Below are 19623 nucleotides of genomic sequence, written 5' to 3'. Positions count from 1 at the left end.
TGCGGGCTCTATTTTTTTGATTGAATATATTTAGAATGGGTTAATTAAATTGAGGTTCTTAATCTTAGTCCTAATGGTCGTAATAATAACTAAAAAGCGGTATACTGTTACTATTAATATTTAAAACAATAGGAGGCCAAATTATGTTAAGTCATTTTGATGAAAAAAATGTTGAAGTTAACGAAAAAGGAATTCCATTTCCAGCTGATACACGTGTTAGTTTTGAAACAAATAACGAGTTCTTTACTGGTGTCGTTGAAAAACAACTAAAAAATTCGGCTATTATTAAATTCGATAAGGAATTTATTAAGAATGAAACAGCTGAAGAATTAAAACATAAAATTGTTGTTAGTTATGCAGGATTAGAATTAATTAAATAATCAGGATTAGAGATTAGCGTGCGTACTTAGCGCTAATCTCTTTTTTTAAATTAAACTAAAAGGGGGAAGTCAGAATGAATAGGTGGATCCAGAAATATCTAGATAAAGCTAGTTTGTTGGCCTCTCCCGTACAAATTGTTGTCTTTTACTATTTAGCATTGATTGTAGTAACAAGTATTTTATTATGCCTTCCGTTCTTCAAACAACCTGGTGCTAGTGTGCCATTTATTGATACAATATTCATGGCAGTCTCAACGGTTAGTGTTACAGGATTAACCACATTTCCGTTAGAGCAAGTCTATAACAATAACGGTATCATCTTACTAGAAATGCTTTTTCAAATAGGTGGTTTTGGTATAACAATGCTCTCAACGTTTATTATGGTAATTGCTGGTCGACGCATTGGGTTGCAACAACGCAGGCTAATTCAAACTGATATGAATCAACCGCATTTAAGTGGAAATGTTCGTTTAGTTTATTCAATTTTCGGCATTATGCTAGGGATTCAAGCTTTTTTTGGTGTGATATTTTCAATTTATTTATATGTACGTGATGGCTTTGAACATCTAGCTGCGTCAATTTTTGATGGCTTTTATATTGCAATATCTGCGTTAACAAATGCGGGATTTGACGTTACTGGGAAATCTATTATCCCTTATTCGAAAGATTACGTCTTTTTATTTTTAATTATGATTTTAATTTTTATAGGTGGTTTAGGATTTCCCGTTATTATTGAAATTTTAGCGTGGATCAAGGTTACGTGGTTCAAACCAGGACATAAAAAATTTAGATTTTCATTATTTACAAAATTAGCAGGTAGTTTTGCGATTGGATTTTTCTTTATTGGAACAATATTAATTTTCTTATCTGAACATAATGGTTATTTTGCACATAAGGATTTCGTTGAGAGAGTTATGACAGCTATGTTTTATAGTATTACAACGCGTAATGCCGGACTACAAATTAATCAAATTAGTGATTTTAATACGACAACCTTATTGATTTTTTCTATGTTAATGTTTATTGGTGCTAGTCCAAGTTCAGTTGGTGGTGGTGTTCGAACAACAACAATTGGGATTTTAGGATTATATTTGTTATCGTTTATTCGTGGACATAAGAATGTGAATATTTTTAATAGAAGGATTCATGAAAATGATATTCAAAAATCAGTAGTAGTTGTTAACCTATCGATATTTATGTGTTTAATCGCGGTCTTTATTTTAAGTATTACGGAGAATCATTCGTTGATTTCGCTGATTGTAGAAGTAACTTCTGCTTTTGGAACGACGGGATTATCAACGGGAATTACCAGTTCATTAAGCATTATCGGTAAAATGGTCATTATTATTTTGATGTTTGTTGGACGCGTAGGGATGTTATACATGTTAATATTCTTTGTTTCGAAAAAAGAACGGGATGAAAAGTATCGTTTTCCATCAGAACAGATCATTATTGGATAACTTTTTGATTAGAGTTACTAAATAATGAGTATTAAGAAACAGATGTATGCTATAATTTATATCGTTAAACCAACTTTATATTATTGGAGGACTATCGTGAAAGAAACAGAGAAACGCTGGCTCACAGTTCTTAAAATTGCGATGCCGCTTTGCCTGAGTTACGTCCCAATTGGACTCGCATGTGGTATTTTGTTGCATGCAGCAGGCTTCAATACGATATTAGCAGGATTAGTTTCCATACTTGTCTTTTCAGGTGGTGCACAGTTTTTAATTGCATCAATGTTGACGATTCAGTCGCCAATTCTTTCAATTGTTACTATGCTATTTTTCTTAGAATTACGGTATGCGTTATTAGGTGCTAGTTTGTCACAGTACATTCGAGGAACTAGTCGTAAGTTTTTATACATATTTGCGGCATCACTAAACGATGAAAATTACGCAGTAAACTATTTAAAATTTGCAACAGATAAAGAATGGAAACCAAAAGATGCCTTGATGGTTGAACATTATTCATTATTATTTTGGACGATGAGTAATATTGCAGGTAGTTTAATTGGTGCTGGGTTAAAAATTAATTTAAGCATTGTTGAATTTGCATTAACTTCATTATTTATTTACATGATAGTCATGCAACTTAAAAATTATCTCACAATTATTATTAGTATTCTTTCAGGTATTTTAGCAATTATTTTCATGTCATTGTTCCAAAGTACGATGGGATTAGTTGTAGCAACTTTACTAGCTTCCTTTGTTGGATTTATTATTGAACATGAAATTGTTAGAAAAGGTAAACGAAATAAATTATTAAATACGATTAAACCAAAAGCAAGTCGACATACAATAAGTAGAAAGTCTAAAGTTTCTGAGGAAAGTTAACTATGGAAATGACAACAATGGATCATTTTTTATTAATTATTTTATCTGCAATTGTTGCATATTTACCGCGATTTATTCCATTACGAATTTTTTCATCTCGAGAAATCCCAGAATGGTTTAATGAATGGATGAAGTATGTACCCGTTGCGTTATTTTCAGCATTAGTTTTTAAAGACCTTTTTATTGATTCAAGTTTTCAATTTGTGGGCGTAGATAACGTCACAAAATTAATAGCGGCTGTGGTTGTATTCGCAATCGCATATCGTACGAGATCAATGGGATTATCTGTTGTACTTGGACTTTGCGCTATTATGCTGTTGTCACTTATATTATAAATTAAGTAAATAAGAATTTAGTTTCTCTCAGGGACTAAATTCTTATTTTGAATAACGGTTGAAGGATGTTCCATGATATAATAACAGCGATATAAATATAGGGATAAGAGGTGTGGTTAAAATGAAAAAATGGGTATGGGGATTAGTTGCAGTTGTTATAGTAGGTATGTTTGGTGGCTACGGTTTAACGAAACATGCAGAAGCAAATAAAAATTATAATACAGCCATGAAGAACGGTAAAACTGCGATTCAAGATGCAGAATATACTGAGGCAGAAAATTATTTTGATGTCGCTTTAAAAAAGAAATCAAATGATGCGACTGCACAAGCTTACAAGACACAGGTGACACATTACAAGGCAGTAATTAACAAAACTGAAGATCGTCAGTATAGTAAAGCAAAGGATGCAATTAGCATCGTGCTAGCGGATCATGATGGATCAGCAGTCATTAAAAAACGAGCAACAAATTTGAAAAAAGAATTAACAACGGTTCTTGAAAAACGTGCGCTATTCATAAAAACATATAATGAAGCAATGAATTTAAATACAGAATATAGCTACACAGCATCAAACGATAAATTAACTGAAATCTTAAAAGATAGTAGTATTGATAAAAATTATTACTCAGATTTAAAGAAAAAAGCAACAGACTTACAACAAAAAAATGATAAGAATTTGGCAACGATTGGCTACCCAACAAGTAGTTCTTCAAGCAGTTCTTCAAGTAGTTCGAAAAGTTCAACACCATCATCTAAAAGTAGTGGTTATGGGTCGGAGTATAGTATACCAGAAATAAAAAACAATTCGTCAGCTACGTTGACGTCAGAAGAACAAGCCGCTGCATCATCGTATTCAGGTTCGAATGAATATACAACAAGTTCATCTAACATAGTAGATGGTAACGGTAAAGCAATTACAGCATCACGTATTAAGGCAGCACGAGACTCAATTAAATTTGCTGGTGTTAACCCTAACTCATTTAGTGATTCAGATGTTGTAAAAATTATTAAACAGGCTGTTAAAGAAACAACAAGTGTTAAAGCTATTGCAGCGCGAGATTACAAATAAATTAGTATTTTAAGAGTGTGATTCTAAATTTTAGGATTATGCTTTTTTCTTAACCTCCACTGAAAACGTTTACTTTTAATTTGGTGCAAAGTTATTATATAGTAGAAATAAGGGGGAATATGACATGTACTTAGCTGTTAAAGAGATTAAATATAATAAACTTCGGTATGGTCTGATTATTTTCACCATCTTTTTAGTTTCATATCTCATTTTTTTTTAACGGGATTGGCTTTTGGGCTTGCGAACAATAATCGGTCTTCAATTGATAATTGGGATGCGGATAACATTGTTATCAGTCAGTATGCGAATAATAATTTGGCATCTTCCGAGATACAAAAAGACTCACTTCCTAAGATTTCAGGGTCAAAATCAGACTACGCTTATTTAGGTCAAATGATGGGCGTTGCTAGTCGGAAAAACGAACCAAAAGCTAATATTAGTGTTTTTGGAGTTCAATTTAATCAATTTTTGAAGCCTAAATTAGTTCAAGGCAGAATGCCGCAGAAAGTTAACGAAGTAGTTGTTGATAATGGATTAGATGCCACTAAATTAGGCCAAAAAATAAAAATTAATAATGCGAAACAAGAATATAAAGTAGTGGGGATAACGACGGGTAATAAATACACAACAGCACCAGTTGTCTATTTACAATTAGCTGACTATCAAACGTTACGTTATGGCCCGGACAATCCGACTGAAAAAATTAATGCAGTTGTTTTAAAAAATTCAGCTAAAATTAAAAAAGATCAACAATTAGCGACATTAACAATGGACAAGGTGATTAACAACATACCGGGATATGGTCCAGAAGTGAAGACCTTTACGTTAATGATTGGCGCCTTATTTGTCATTATTGCGTTTATCGTAGGTATCTTTATGTATATTTTAACCATTGAAAAAACAGCCGTTTATGGCGTGTTACGTGCACAAGGAGTTTCTAGTGGGACTTTGGTTAAAAGCTTAATTTGGGAGTCGTCATTACTAGGTTTACTAGGAATTGGATTGGGTATTATTGCAGATGTGGCAACAGCGCTATCGTTACCAGCTGCCGTCCCATTTTTAAATAATGTCTTCTTAGTCGTAGGATTTTCGGTTATCTTATTATTGATGATCATTCTAGGATCACTATTCTCCATTTTTAAAATATTACGTGTTGATCCACTTGATGCAATTGGAGGTGTCTAAATGAGTTTAATGCAATTATCTGATGTTTCTAAAACATTTGGAAAAGGTGATAATAAAAAGTTGGCTCTTGATAATATTGATTTAGTTGTTGAGAAAGGGACGTTTATTGGCTTGACAGGTCCATCAGGATCTGGAAAAACAACGTTGCTGACCATTATGGGTGGATTACAAGGATTAACCGATGGAACAATTTATTTTAAAGATCAAGAGATCGGACAATTAAGCGAAAAAGAGCGAACTAGGTTACGATTTAATGAATTTGGGTTTATTTTACAAGGGTCTAATTTAGTCCCATTTTTAACCGTTTTAGAACAATTTGAATTAGTCAATAAAATGAAAACTAAAAAAGAAAGTCGTAATCCCGAAATGATGTTACGTGACTTAGGTGTATGGGACCAAAGAAATCAATATCCTGCTAGTCTTTCAGGTGGTCAAAGACAACGCGTTGCAATCGCTAGAGCATTATTTGGGCAACCGGAGCTCATCTTTGCTGATGAGCCAACGGCAAGCTTAGATAGCAAAAGAGCGAAGCAAGTTGCAGCCCAGCTAGCCGATATTACTAAAAAGACGGGACAAACGATTATTATGGTTTCACATGATGAAGATGTCTTGGCATATACAGACCAAACATTTTTTATGCGAGATGGACAGCTCACAAAAGAATGATTTTTAATGATAACGAAAAGAGAACCGCAATTGCGGTTCTCTTTTCGTTTAAAGTTTTACTATTTTAGTGGAGTCCATTTCCAGTTATTAACTTCTGGAAGATCATCACCATTTTCACGGATGTATGATTCATGTTTAGCAACCATAGCTTCCATTTCTTTAACAAATTTATCGCCTGCAGCGCCTAAGTTGCCAGCTTGTAAGACAGCATCTTTAGCAAGGTTGTAACGATCCATTTGGTTCAAGACACGCATATCGAATGGTGTAGTGATATCACCATTTTCACGGTAACCATGGATTGAAACATTGTGGTTATGACGATCATAGAAGATGTCACGAACCATAGCTTCGAAACCATGGAATGCGAATACGACTGGTTTATCAGTTGTAAAGTAACCGTCAAATTCTTCATCAGAGAAACCACGAGGGTCAATCTTAGGATGACGTAATTTTAAGATATCTACAATATTGATGAAACGAATCTTCAATTCTGGGAATGCTGAGTTTAAAAGACTAACAGCAGCTAAAGCTTCTAAGTTAGGTTCTGAACCAGCAGCAGCAATAACAAGATCAGCATCATCGCCCTTAGCAGTACTTGCCCAATCGATAACTTTCAAACCATTGTCAACAAGTTCTTGAGCTTCATCAGCTGAGTAGAATTGAGGACGTGGTTGTTTACTTGAAACGATTAAGTTAATAAGTTCTTCACTTTGAAGAGTCTTATTCATAACAGCTAATAAACTGTTAGAATCAGCAGGTGTATATTCACGGATAAATTCAGGTTTCTTATCAGCTAAATGACCAAGCATACCTGGATCTTGATGAGTATAACCATTGTGATCTTGTTGGAATACAGTTGATGTTGCAATAACATTCAATGATGGGTATTGTTTACGCCATGTTTGTTCTTTGGCTTTACGTAACCACTTGAAATGTTGTGTCAACATTGAATCAACGACACGTAAGAATGATTCATAACTAGCGAAGAAACCATGACGTCCAGTTAAGACATAACCTTCCATCCAACCTTCAGCTTGATGTTCTGATAATTGTGAATCAAGAACACGGCCTACAGGACTTTGCCATTCGTCGTTACCTTCTTTGATTGGTTCTAACCATTGACGGTTAGTAGCTTCAAAGATAGCATTCAAACGGTTTGATTTTGTTTCATCTGGTCCGAAGATACGGAAGTTTTTAGGGTTTTCTTCAATAATATCACGAGCGAAGTCACCGAAAATAATCATATCTTGTGCTGTAACAGCACCTGGAGTTGATGTATCAACAGCATTTTTCTTCCAATCAGGCATAACTAATTTTTGAGGATTAATACCACCGTTAGTAATAGGGTTCATTGCCATACGTTGGTTGCCTTTAGGTGCCATTTCTTTTAGTTCAGGAATTAATTGACCGTCTTTTGTAAATAATTCTTCTGGACGGTATGATTTCATCCATTTAACAAGAGCATCAACATGTTCCATGTGACGTTGGTCTACAGGAATTGGAACTTGATGAGCACGGAATGAGCCTTCGATTGGTTCGTTGTTCCAGACTTCTGGACCAGTCCAGCCTTTTGGTGTACGAACAATCATAACAGGCCATTTAGGCATTGTTGCTTCTTCAGCTGGGTGTTTGCGAGCTTCAGTTTGGATTGCTTTAATTTTTTCGATAGCAAGATCCATTTTTTTAGCCATTTCAGGATGGATGATCTCAGGATCAGTTCCTTCAACGAAAATTGGATCCCAACCCATACCTTCAAAGTATTTTGTTAAATCTGCATCAGATTTACGTGATAAAATTGTAGGATTTGAGATTTTGAAACCATTCATATCAAGGATTGGTAATACAGCACCATCATTAACTGGGTTAATGAAGACATTTGAGAACCAACTTGCTGCTAATGGTCCAGTTTCTGATTCACCATCACCAATTACTGTAGCAGCAATTACGTCAGGGTTATCAAGAATAGCACCAGCGGCATGAGATAATGAATAACCTAATTCGCCACCTTCATGGATTGATCCTGGTGTTTCAGGAGCAGCATGAGAAGCGACACCACCTGGGAATGAAAATTGTTTGAACAATTTTTGCATACCAGTTAAGTCTTCAGTGATTGTTGGGTAGATTTCTGTATAACTACCATCAAGGTAAGCATTAGAAACCATAACTTGGCCACCATGACCAGGTCCTTCAATATAGAACATGTTTAAGTTATATTTATTAATTGCACGGTTTAAATGAGCGTAAATAAAGTTTTGGCCTGAGATTGTTCCCCAATGACCAATAGGGTTAACTTTGATGTCTTCAGGTACGACTTCAGTTTGTAATAATGGATTTTGTTTTAAATAAAGTTGTCCAACTGAAAGGTAGTTTGCTGCACGCCACCAAGCATCAACTTTATCTAAATATGATTTAGATGAAAAATCAGTTTCTGTCATAGTTACACACTCCTATATGTTTTATTTGCTAAAGTTATAGCGCTTTCTATATGTTCATAATAACAAACATTAAATAAAAGTCAATCATTTAATTCATTGGAACGTACCAATTATTTTAAAAAGTAAATAAAAAGCCGTTAAATAGCCTATTTAACGGCCATGAAAGTATTAAATTTAGAAAATTTATAATGAAATCTCATACTTGAATATTCAAATGGGGTACCATTATCTAAGAAGAAAATACCATCCATTATACTAACTGGTTCAGTTGGTTTTAAATTTAAAAGTTTTTGATCATTTTCGTCTGATGGTTCAGCGTAGATTGAAAGCGACGATTTAGTAACTGATTGATTCTGAATATCCTCCAAATAATTAAAAATTGATCCTTTAACAATTGTTTGAGATAAATTAGGAACAATCTTAATTGGAATATAGCCTGTTTCAATCATAAAAGGCGTTTTTTCAAATAAACGTAAGCGAACAATCTTGTAGACAAAATCATCTGTGTCTAAGAAAAGATTGCGTTGTAAATCTTCTGAGGGCGCAATAACTTCAAAACTTAGTACTTTAACTTTAGGGCTTTTACCATTCATTTCAAATCCGTCTGTAACACCTAAGTTAGAGCCTTCATAATTAAAAACGGTTTTATTTTTTAAATATAAGGGATTAATGAAGGTGCCGGAACCGCGTTTTTTAAAAATAATACCGTCGTTAGCCATTTGGCTAAGAGCTCGTTTTACTGAACTACGACTAATTTTATAAGTTTCACTCAAACTACGTTCATCAGGGAGTTTCATGTCGGGAAATTCATCTGCAGCGATTCTTTTTTTAAGTTTACTAATCAGTTGTTTGTAAATTAATTCAGCCATACAAGAGTACTCCTTTCGTAGAGTCAATCTTCATAGTTAACCATAAGTTTTAATAGACGACAAGTCGTCAACTTTCCGGAGAGATAATTATTTTAGAACAAAAAGGTAAGAATTACAGACATTTTAGTAAATATTTTGTACAATGAAGACTATAGTTAAAGGAGTGTGTCTATTGGAAATTTGGCAAAGTTTTATTGAAAATATTAAGTTACGTAGATTTGTTGTACTTTGTGTAATTATGGGTGTTATTTTTCTTGCGAAAGATGTCATTAGCATTGTTCTATTAACTTTTATATTTACATATTTAGTAGTCCGATTGATAAATGTTATTCAAAGACATTCATCAATTAATAGTCGAATAATTGTTATAGGAGTATATCTGGCAATTATCGCGCTGCTTTATTTGGCAGTTACTAAGTATTTTCCTATTTTAGTTTCGCAAACAGTTTCAATGGCACATTATGTGATTAATTTTTATCGTCATCCAGGTAAAGATACAAATCTTGTGATGGAATGGGTACTTAAATCTATTGGTAAATCTCAAATTGTGCCACAATTAAAAAGTAGTTTTACGCTTGTATTTCAATATATAACGAGCATTGGTTTTATGGCAGCAACATTTTTATTATCGCTTATTTTAAGCTTCTTTTATACGATTGAAAAAGATCAGATGACACATTTCTCAAAAAACTTTTTATCAAGTGATTTTGGTTGGTTTTTCCAGGATATTTACTTCTTTGGTGAAAAATTTGTTAAATCATTTGGTGTCGTTATTGAAGCACAATTCTTTATCGCAACTGTTAATACAGTTATTACTGTGATTGGGTTGTACTTCATGCATATGCCACAGCTCTTGCCTTTAGGAATATTAATTTTCTTATTAAGTTTAATTCCAGTCGCAGGGGTATTAATTTCATGTATTCCATTAAGTTTAGTTGGTTATTCGGTTGGTGGCGTACGTGATGTGGTTTACATCTTAATTATGTTAATGGTCGTTCATTTATTAGAATCATATGTATTAAATCCTAAATTTATGTCAAGTCGGACAGAACTACCTATATTCTTTACATTTGTAATCTTGTTAGTCAGTGAAGAATTATTTGGAACGTGGGGCTTGATTGTCGGAATTCCCATTTTCACATTCTTCTTGGATATCTTGGGTGTGAAGTCAATTCCTGGATCTAAAGGACGGATTGGTAAAATTAAAGGAATAAGGAAGGATAGTCAAACTGATGGTAAAGAAAAATAAATTTTTAGCTGATTTTAGAGTGAATAGAAAAAATACAAATTCAGTTAAATGGGATAGTTTAAAAGAGCAATATGGCGATGATAAATTATTGCCACTGTGGGTTGCAGATATGGATTTTAAAGCACCTAAAGCCGTAACTGATGCTTTAATAGCACGGGTACAACATGGTGTTTTTGGTTATTCAACAATTCCTGATTCATATTATGATGCCTTTTTTGATTGGCAACAATCTCGCTATGGGATTGAACTGCATAAGGAATGGATGAGATTTGGAACAGGGGTTGTAAATTCATTATATCAATTAGTCGATTTAATGACGGAACCAGGTGATAGCGTCTTAGTTCAAACACCAGTATATTACCCTTTTTATAGTGCAATTGAAGATAATAACAGACGTATCGTACGAACACCTTTGAAACATGAAAATAATCAATATGAAATGGATTTTGAAGCAATTGAACGAGATATGAAAGCTAATCACGTTAAATTACTTATTCATTGTTCACCGCATAATCCAGTTGGTCGCGTCTGGACTGAAGCTGAACTGACACAACTCTTTGAAATTTGTCGTGAAAATAAAGTGATGGTAATTTCGGATGAAATTCATCAAGATTTAATTGTGGGAAAAAAACCATTTGTATCAGCTTTATCAATAGACGAAGGTCGTTATCGAGATAATATGGTTGTCGTTAATGCTCCCTCAAAAACATTTAATTTAGCTGCTTTACAAAACTCGCATATCATTATTCCAAACGCGCAATTACGAGCTAAGTACGATAAAATGGTACAGCGTTTGAACAAACCTGAGGGTAGTTTAATGGGATGTGTTGCTGGAGAGGCGGCTTATCGTTCAGGAGCAGTTTGGTTAGATGAAATTCTGAGTATCGTAAGGACCAATTATTTAGAAGTCAGCCACCAATTAGTCAATAAATTTCCAGAAATTAAAATTAGTGAACTAGAAGGCACATACTTGATGTGGATTGACCTTTCAGCATATGTAAATCCCAGTCGGATGAAAGAATTTATTCAGAATGAGTGTGGCTTAGCTATTGATTATGGACAATGGTTTAGTGAAGAAACGCCAGGCTTTATTCGAATGAATTTGGCAACTGATTTAGGAACGGTTCAAACAGCTGTTGATCAGTTGTTAAAGGGACTCAAAAGTGCAAAGCTAAATCGCTTAAATTAGACTATTAATTTATTTCATTTCAGTGTAAAATAAACCAGTAAACTAAAAATAGAAAAAGAGGATTTTATCTTATGGCAAAATTAGTATTTATTCGTCACGGACAAAGTGAATGGAACTTATCTAACCTTTTCACAGGTTGGGTAGATGTTAACTTGAGCGAACAAGGCGTTGCTGAAGCACAAGCAGCTGGTAAAAAGATTAAAGAAGCTGGAATCGAATTTGATCAAGCTTATACATCTGTTTTAACACGTGCTATTAAAACATTACATTACGCACTTGAAGGTTCAGACCAATTATGGGTTCCTGAAATCAAATCATGGCGCTTAAATGAACGTCATTATGGTGCATTACAAGGCCAAAACAAAGCCGAAGCAGCAGAACAATTCGGTGAAGATCAAGTTCTTGTATGGCGTCGTTCATACGATACATTACCTCCACTTTTAAGCGCAACTGATGAAGGTTCAGCAGCTAACGATCGTCGTTATGCTGATTTAGATCCTAAAGCTATCCCAGGTGGCGAAAACTTAAAAGTTACTTTGGAACGTGTTATTCCTTTCTGGGAAGACGAAATCGCTCCTAAATTACTTGAAGGCAAAAATGTAATCGTTGCTGCACATGGTAACTCATTACGTGCCCTTACAAAATACATTGAAAACATCTCTGATGCAGACATCATGGGCGTTGAAATGGCAACTGGCGAACCAGTTGTTTACGATCTTGATGACAAATTAAACATCGTAAGCAAAATTAAACTTTAATATTAATAAAAAACCTGATGACAATTTTATGTCATCAGGTTTTTTTGTATTAGTCAATAATTGGCGAAAAAGTCGGTAGTTTTAGCAGTTAAAACCAGAAAGCGCTTGCCAAAGCAAATAATATGTATTATATTGATGTAATCGAATACACATTCTATTTGATAAATATATCAAAGAAATGAAGGAGAAACGTTATGGCAAAAGTTATTACTGTTTTGGGCTCAACTAATATTGATAAGGTTGTTTCTGTACCCCGTTTCGCAACTAGCGGCGAAACTTTACACACACCAAATCATCAAGTTGAAGCAATGGGTGGAAAAGGATTGAACCAAGGTGTTGCCGCTGCACGTTCTGGTGCAAAGACTAACATGATTACAAAAGTTGGTAAAGAATTTGATACCTCAAAGAATATGAATGTTGAAAACTTAAGCACTGAACATGTGATTGTTTCAGATACTGAAGAAACTGGACAAGCTTATATTACTGTTTCAGCCGAAACAGGCGATAATATTATCCATATTTATGGTGGCGCTAATGCTGATATGACACCAGCTGATGTACGCGCACATGAAGCTGCCATTGCTGAATCAGATTTTTTGATTGCGCAATTAGAAATTCCAACAGAATCAGTTATTGAAGGTTTCAAGATTGCACGCGAACATGGTGTTAAAACAATTTTGAACCCAGCTCCAATGCCTGAAAATGGTGGACTACCAGCTGAATTATTAGAATTAACTGATATTATTACACCAAATGAACATGAAACATTCTTATTGACTGGGATAGAAGTGACTGATGAACATTCAATGATACACAATGCTGCGTACTATTTTGAACGTGGAATTAATACCGTAATCATTACAATTGGCTCAGAAGGTTCTTTCTACATGCGTGATAATGGTGAAGAAGGAGTCGTTCCAGCATTTAAGGTTAAGGCTGTTGATACAACTGCTGCCGGCGATACTTTTATTGGTGCTACAGCAACACGTTTACATGCTAATTTAGATAATTTAGCTGAAGCTATGCGTTATGGATCAGCTGCTTCATCTGTAACGGTGTCACATGCTGGTGCACAACCAAGTATTCCAACTGAATCTGCTGTATTAGCTGTTTTGGATGCTAATAAATAAATTTAAATTGTTGAATGGGAGATAAATTATGCGTAAAACTAATCTTTTGAATACAAAATTATCAAATGCTATTTCTGAAATTGGACATACACAATGGTTAACAATTGGTGACTCAGGCCTACCAATTAAGGATGATGGACGTAAAATTGATCTTTCAATCGTACGTGGATTACCATTATTTATTGATGTTTTAGCTGCAACACTTTCTGAAATGAAAATTCAAAAAGCTTTTTTAGCTGAAGAAATTAAAACGGTTAATCCTGAACAATATGCTGCTATCAAGGCTTTATTAGATGATGATGTTGAAGTTGTTTTCATTTCACATGATGAATTGAAATCGATGAGTCGTGATGATAATAATATTGCTACAGTACGAACAGGTGAAATCACACCATTTTCAAATATCGTTTTGGAATCAAATGTTGATTTTGAAGGCGAAGCAATTAAATAGTTATTAATATAAGGATAGGATGATATAAAAATGAATATGTTAGGATTATTTTTCTCACTTTTAGCAATTATTGGTTGGAGTGCATATCCAACTTTAGTATCATATTTTGGCGGTAAACCAGTTCAAGGTATTTTTGGAGCAACATGGGGAACTTTGATTGTTGCAATCGTCCTTTCATTAGTCATGGGAATGCCCATGTTACAAGGTTCTAATTTTTGGTTAGCATTTTTCTCAGGGGCAGCTTGGGCCTTTGGAAATGTTTTAACTATTATGGCTTTTGGGATGAAAGATCAGGATGGAAATGCTTTAGGTTCTGCTAAAGCAATGCCAATCTCAACAGCTTTCCAAATTACAGCAAATGTAGTTTGGGGTGTTGTAATGCTTGGTAACTGGGGTCCAGTTTCATCAAAATTATATGGATTCATCGCTGTATTTGTTATCTTGGTTGGAGCTTATATGACAACTTATCAAGAAAAGAAATCAGCTGGAAATAAAGAACTACTTACAAAGGCAGTTGGTGTCTTATTGATTGCCCAAGTTGGTTATTCATTATATGGTATCCTTCCACAATATACTAAAAATACTGATGGTATGCATATGTTTTTAGCACAAGCTATCGGGATGGCAGCATTTGGATTAATTCTTGGAATTTATGAATTAACGAAAAATAAAAATAACATTTTTACACAAAGTGTTACGTACAAACAAATTTTTTCTGGTTTCTTCTTTGCAATGGCAGCATTGGGTTATTTAGTTTCAGCTCAACCTGCAATGCTTGGATTGGCAACTGGATTCGTCCTTTCACAAGTTTCAATTGTTGGAGCAACGATTTCAGGAATTGTCGTTATGCGCACTAAAAAAACGGGTAAAGAATGGTTAGTTATTATTATTGGTCTTATACTAATTGTAATTGCGGCTTCTGTAACAGTTTTCTTAAAAAACTAGATAAAATTAATTTTAAAACCTTGATAACAATACTATGTTATCAAGGCTTTTTGTTATTATTTGATTTAAAATGTCATAAAATGATAAAAAAATAAACATTAACTAGAACTCACTATGATATTTAAAACCTACTTTCCGATTCAAGTTATAAAAGTCAAAATAATTGTAATTATCAGTTTAGGTGCTAGGATTGGACTTATAAATAAGATAATAGGAGGAATCATCATGGGGGATTTAACAACAAATGAAGGTCAAACATGGGCGAATAATCAAAATTCACAAACAGCTGGGGCTCGTGGACCGGTTTTAGTTCAAGATTACCAATTACTAGAAAAATTGGCACATTTTAATCGAGAACGTATTCCAGAAAGAGTGGTCCATGCAAAAGGGGCAGGGGCTAAAGGCTATTTTGAATTAACTAGAGATATGAGTGATTATACTATGGCAGGTCTTTTCAATGGTTTGGGCAAGAAAACGCCAGTCATAACCCGTTTTTCACAAGTAGCTGGTGAGGCAGGTTATCCGGATACTTATCGAGATGTACGAGGATTTGCAGTAAGATTTTATACAGATGAAGGTAACTACGATATTGTGGGTAATAATACGCCCGTTTTCTTTATTAATGATGCTTTGAAATTCCCAGATTTTATACATTCCCAAAAGCGTGACCCAAAAACGCATGCTAGAAGTCAGGATATGCAGTGGGATTTCTGGTCGTTATCACCTGAAACAGTTCACCAAGTAACAATGCTTATGAGTGATCGTGGGATCCCTGCTAGTTACCGAATGATGCACGGTTATGGAAGTCATACTTTTAAATGGGTAAACAAGCAAGGTGAACAATTTTGGGTTAAATATCATTTCAAAACAAACCAAGGTGTTCATAATTTAAGTAATGAGGTTGCTGAAGAATTAAGAGGAAAAGATTCTGATTACTTACAAAATGATTTGTATAATGCGATTGAGGATCAAGATTACCCCAGTTGGACAGTAGCCGTACAAATTGTGCCTTACAAAGCAGGATTAGCCTATCCGCAAGATATCTTTGATGTTACGAAAGTTATTTCGCAAAAGGACTATCCATTAATTGAAATTGGCCAAATGGTTTTAGATGAAAATCCAAAAAATAATTTTGAAGATATTGAAGAATTAGCATTTTCACCAGCTAACTTCGTTCCAGGAATTGAAGCCTCACCAGATAAATTACTCCAAGGACGCTTATTTGGTTATAAAGATGCTGCAAGATATAGATTAGGTGCTAACTATGAACAATTGGCAACTAACCGTCCTAAAAATGAGGTTCATAATTATGAACGAGATGGTTTAATGGCGCAAAATCAGAACGGTGATGTTAACTATGAGCCCAACAGTTTAGGTGGACCTGAAGAAAATCGCCATGCAGAAGTTCATGGTGATACATTGGATGGAAAAGTAGGCAACTATTCAGTAAATGAGGATTATTATACTGCTGCCGGTAAATTATATCGATTGTTACCTACTGATGAAAAAGCACGTTTAATTGAAAATATTAAATTAAATCTGGGACAAGTTAAAGATATTGAGATAAAGATTCGTGAAACTAAACAGTTTTATCAAGCTGATAAGGAATACGGAACACGTGTCGCAGAAGCATTAGGGTTAGAACTAAGCTTAATTAAATAATTCTTTCGGTGTATTAAAATGTTTAACAAAAAAAAGGAATAAATCACTGTAATCAAACAGCGATTTATTCCTTTTTTTTGTGTTGTTTACATGCCGTGTTCTAAAAGATACTTGTAAGAAATATCTGATAAATCGGGTGAGATACGGACACGATGCAAGGTGAATAGTCCTTGGCTTTCATTAGCGAGTCCTGGTAATGTCGTTAGACCAAGTTTGTAGCCTGCATCTTTAGCAAGTTTAGCGGTCTGGTTATTGAAGCGACCAACTGGATAACAAATAATTGATGTCTCTTGATGAAATTTATTGTTTAGCCATTTTTTCGAATTCTTAAATTCAAAAGTTTGTTGTGCATCGGTCATCTGATTAAGTTCCTCATGATGGACAGTATGACTTTGAATACTTACTAAACCTGATTTTCGCATCTCGTTCATTTGTGGCATAGTTAGTTTGTTTATGTGGCCAAAGTGGCTTGTAATATAGTTGATGGTTGCTTTTTGATGATATTTTTTGAGAGCAGGATAAGCTTTTTCATAGTTATCCTTGTAACCATCATCAAAAGTAATCCAAACAATTTTATTAGCAGGTTTTTTATGTGTTTTAAAAACTTCGATAGCTTCAGCAGGTGATAACGTGTAGTAACCATTTTTTTTAAGCCACTGCATTTGATGGGCAAATTGTGCTTCAGGAATACGAAGTGAATTTCCAACAGAAATACTATGATACATTAAAATTGGAAATTCGGTCTGGCCCTTAAATGATTTCCAATGCGAACTGTCTATTTTAGTATTTGAAATGAGCTTATTTTTCTTAATAGTTTTCTTGGGTAAAGATGAACTTACCTTTTTAGAGCTATTTTTTTGGTGATTAGTATTGGAAACGGAGTGAGAATTTTGAATGAAAAAGAATAATGAACCAATAGAGACGATTAGGACTAAGAATAATAAGATAAACCAACCTTTTTTATGTTTTAACATGATGAACTCCTTTTATGAGAAACGATACTATCTAATTTACCACGCTAAGGTAGTAAGATTCAATTTTTACGCGGATAAAGTCAATAAATGTAAAAAAAGGTAAGGCTATGATAGTATAAAGTACATATTAAATATTTAATTGGGGGAAAATATGCGTAGAACATTTCATTTTTTAAATCAAAGTTATAAGGAATTTTTTCAACACTGGAAATTGTATTTTATTTTAGTAGTTGTTACTAATTATATTTTATCTGCAGTGGTACAACCAATCTTAACTTGGGTGGTAAGCCAGATACTTAGTAGTAACCAAGTCGAATATTTAACCTATACTAACATTATTTCGGTTATTGAGGATAAACCTATATTATTAATTGAGTTTATCCTTGTTATATTAGTTATATTAAGTATTGTTTATATTCAAATGTCTTTCATGATCAGGGGTATTCAAGCTATTCGTTATGATTTAAAAATTGAATTTAAGTCATTATTAAAACAATCAATTCATGACGTTTTAGAGTTACGTCCTTTAACAGCGTTGCTCGTTATTTTTTACTTCGTTTTAATTTTACCATTTGGACAAGTCTTATTTACATCTACTTTATTAAATAAGGTGACTATTCCAGATTTTATTCTTCAAGATATGTGGACAAGTCCAGCTATCTGGGGCCCAATACTTTTAGTCTATGGTGTAGCATTTTTCTTCTCTATCCGATTAATTAGTTTTATTCCAACTATGTTGTTTAGTTCAGAAAAAAGAATCGGTCATTTAATTAAACAAAGTTGGGAAGCTGGACGTGGCAAATTTTGGATAACCGTCACAAAAGGATTAGTAATTACGGCTTCTATAGCTTTTATATCAGGAATTGTTCAAATTAGTTTGTTCCTAATTCAGAACTATGTAGATAATCATTTTCAAAATCAAGCATTTATGATTGTGATGTTTAATCTGTTTATTTTGGAAATTTTAGGACAAATCGTATTAGCTTTAAGTGTGACTATGTTGTTAGGTATTGCGCTAGATGTTTTTGAAGAACAACAACCGCATTTGAAACCCGTTCAAGAAACATTCTATAAAGAGAAACGCTTTATTAAATTACAGAAAGTTAGTGTCGTTGTTCTCCTGATACTAGTTGCAGGGACAGCTTCTATTTATAATTATGTTTACTTAAAGGGGATGCTAAATGACTATCCAGTTCTTATTTCTCACCGTGGAGTTGATGATGGAAATGGTGTACAAAATACCATTCCTGCCTTAGAAAAAACAGCTAAAGAGAAACCTGATTACATCGAAATGGATATTCAAGAAACAAAAGACCATAAATTTGTTGTTATGCATGATCCAAATTTGGAAAATTTAGCGAATGTTAATCGGACAGTACATGATTTAACATTATCCGAGTTAACAGCATTAACTGTTCGTGAAAATGGTTATTCAGCTAAAATTCCAAGTTTCGATGAATATTTAAAGGCAGCAGAGAAGAATCATCAAAAATTATTAGTTGAAATCAAAGTATCTCCGCAAGATAGTCCCAATATGACTAAAAACTTTGTTAAAAAATATCAAAAAAGACTATTAGCTGATAAGGATCGAATTCATTCTTTAAGTTATGATGTTGTTTCACAAGTAAAAAAACAAGCACCAAAGCTTTATATCAGTTTTATTATTCCATATAATATATCATTTCCAGAAACACCAGCAAATGCGTACACTATGGAAGCTACAACTCTAGATGACTCATTTGTGAGCAAGGCACATGATAAGAACCAGGATGTCTATGCTTGGACTGTAAATGATGAAACGATTATGCAAAAGATGTTATTTATGAACGTTGATGGTATTATTACGGATGACTTTGGTACACTTAAACAAGTTGTTCAAGCTAATAATGATCATCCAAGTTATGCAAGTAAATTATCAATATTCTCAAATAGATTAACGGGAATTAGCATAACAATCGATAATTAAATTAGTTAGGTTAGGAAACATAAA

The 19623-nt window shown here is 33.8% G+C and carries 18 protein-coding genes; 15 read left to right on the top strand and 3 right to left on the bottom strand.

Annotated features, from left to right (window positions below; all coding sequences use genetic code 11):
- Positions 1 to 143 precede the first annotated feature (143 nt).
- From AC1RPG_RS01295 to AC1RPG_RS01265, 7 genes are all read left to right on the top strand, one after another.
- Positions 144 to 380 carry a hypothetical protein gene (locus AC1RPG_RS01295; RefSeq protein ID WP_409021814.1) on the top strand — a complete coding sequence of 79 codons (237 nt, stop codon included), beginning with the start codon at positions 144 to 146 and terminating at the stop codon, positions 378 to 380.
- 74 nt (positions 381 to 454) lie between these two features.
- Positions 455 to 1840, top strand: coding sequence for a TrkH family potassium uptake protein (locus AC1RPG_RS01290; protein ID WP_481761059.1), 1386 nt, complete (start codon positions 455 to 457; stop codon positions 1838 to 1840).
- 96 nt (positions 1841 to 1936) lie between these two features.
- A complete protein-coding gene (locus AC1RPG_RS01285) occupies positions 1937 to 2716 on the top strand; it encodes an AzlC family ABC transporter permease (RefSeq protein ID WP_481761058.1) in 780 nt (259 codons plus the stop codon).
- A gap of 2 nt (positions 2717 to 2718) precedes the next feature.
- Positions 2719 to 3051, top strand: a complete 333-nt coding sequence (locus tag AC1RPG_RS01280; RefSeq protein ID WP_409021810.1) for an AzlD domain-containing protein — start codon at positions 2719 to 2721, stop codon at positions 3049 to 3051.
- Positions 3052 to 3172: 121 nt separating this feature from the next.
- A complete protein-coding gene (locus tag AC1RPG_RS01275; RefSeq protein ID WP_481761057.1) occupies positions 3173 to 4120 on the top strand; it encodes a hypothetical protein in 948 nt (315 codons plus the stop codon).
- Between the two features lie 225 nt (positions 4121 to 4345).
- Entirely contained in the window at positions 4346 to 5305 is a 960-nt protein-coding gene (locus tag AC1RPG_RS01270; RefSeq protein ID WP_481761056.1) for an ABC transporter permease, read from the top strand.
- Positions 5306 to 5971, top strand: coding sequence for an ABC transporter ATP-binding protein (locus AC1RPG_RS01265; protein WP_481761055.1), 666 nt, complete (start codon positions 5306 to 5308; stop codon positions 5969 to 5971).
- 59 nt (positions 5972 to 6030) lie between these two features.
- Here the strand turns inward: AC1RPG_RS01265 and AC1RPG_RS01260 are convergent, their stop codons facing one another.
- Both AC1RPG_RS01260 and AC1RPG_RS01255 read right to left on the bottom strand, forming a co-directional pair.
- Complete coding sequence (locus tag AC1RPG_RS01260) at positions 6031 to 8406, bottom strand: phosphoketolase family protein (RefSeq protein WP_481761054.1); 2376 nt, start codon at positions 8404 to 8406, stop codon at positions 6031 to 6033.
- A gap of 146 nt (positions 8407 to 8552) precedes the next feature.
- Positions 8553 to 9275, bottom strand: coding sequence for a GntR family transcriptional regulator (locus AC1RPG_RS01255; protein ID WP_481761053.1), 723 nt, complete (start codon positions 9273 to 9275; stop codon positions 8553 to 8555).
- A gap of 172 nt (positions 9276 to 9447) precedes the next feature.
- Here AC1RPG_RS01255 and AC1RPG_RS01250 point away from each other — a divergent pair, with 172 nt between their 5' ends.
- The 7 genes from AC1RPG_RS01250 to AC1RPG_RS01220 all read left to right on the top strand — a co-directional run bounded on the left by AC1RPG_RS01250 (position 9448) and on the right by AC1RPG_RS01220 (position 16659).
- Positions 9448 to 10524 carry an AI-2E family transporter gene (locus tag AC1RPG_RS01250; protein WP_481761052.1) on the top strand — a complete coding sequence of 359 codons (1077 nt, stop codon included), beginning with the start codon at positions 9448 to 9450 and terminating at the stop codon, positions 10522 to 10524.
- Positions 10508 to 11713: a MalY/PatB family protein gene (locus AC1RPG_RS01245; RefSeq protein WP_481761051.1), complete on the top strand. Its 1206-nt coding sequence runs from the start codon at positions 10508 to 10510 to the stop codon at positions 11711 to 11713. The genes AC1RPG_RS01250 and AC1RPG_RS01245 overlap by 17 nt, the downstream gene beginning before the upstream one ends.
- Positions 11714 to 11784: 71 nt before the next feature.
- Positions 11785 to 12471 (top strand): 2,3-diphosphoglycerate-dependent phosphoglycerate mutase, encoded by a 687-nt coding sequence (locus tag AC1RPG_RS01240; protein WP_409021802.1) that lies wholly within the window; start codon positions 11785 to 11787, stop codon positions 12469 to 12471.
- A 194-nt stretch (positions 12472 to 12665) separates the two neighbouring features.
- Entirely contained in the window at positions 12666 to 13601 is a 936-nt protein-coding gene (gene rbsK / locus AC1RPG_RS01235) for a ribokinase (protein ID WP_481761050.1), read from the top strand.
- Positions 13602 to 13629: 28 nt separating this feature from the next.
- The gene (rbsD, locus tag AC1RPG_RS01230) at positions 13630 to 14052 is read left to right on the top strand and encodes a D-ribose pyranase (RefSeq protein ID WP_409021800.1); all 423 of its coding nucleotides are present in this window, start codon (positions 13630 to 13632) and stop codon (positions 14050 to 14052) included.
- Between the two features lie 30 nt (positions 14053 to 14082).
- Positions 14083 to 14997, top strand: coding sequence for a GRP family sugar transporter (locus AC1RPG_RS01225; RefSeq protein WP_481761049.1), 915 nt, complete (start codon positions 14083 to 14085; stop codon positions 14995 to 14997).
- Positions 14998 to 15219: 222 nt separating this feature from the next.
- Positions 15220 to 16659 carry a catalase gene (locus AC1RPG_RS01220; protein WP_481761145.1) on the top strand — a complete coding sequence of 480 codons (1440 nt, stop codon included), beginning with the start codon at positions 15220 to 15222 and terminating at the stop codon, positions 16657 to 16659.
- Positions 16660 to 16745: 86 nt separating this feature from the next.
- Here AC1RPG_RS01220 and AC1RPG_RS01215 read toward each other — a convergent pair whose 3' ends face one another.
- Positions 16746 to 17633 (bottom strand): polysaccharide deacetylase family protein, encoded by an 888-nt coding sequence (locus AC1RPG_RS01215; RefSeq protein WP_481761048.1) that lies wholly within the window; start codon positions 17631 to 17633, stop codon positions 16746 to 16748.
- Between the two features lie 151 nt (positions 17634 to 17784).
- Here AC1RPG_RS01215 and AC1RPG_RS01210 point away from each other — a divergent pair, with 151 nt between their 5' ends.
- Complete coding sequence (locus AC1RPG_RS01210; protein ID WP_481761047.1) at positions 17785 to 19599, top strand: glycerophosphoryl diester phosphodiesterase membrane domain-containing protein; 1815 nt, start codon at positions 17785 to 17787, stop codon at positions 19597 to 19599.
- The last annotated feature ends 24 nt before the right edge of the window (positions 19600 to 19623 follow it).

This window comes from Dellaglioa sp. CoH-57-MRSF-18, assembly GCF_056781995.1.
Note: the sequence above shows the minus strand (reverse complement) of the source record. Positions and strands in the feature narration are given on the sequence as shown.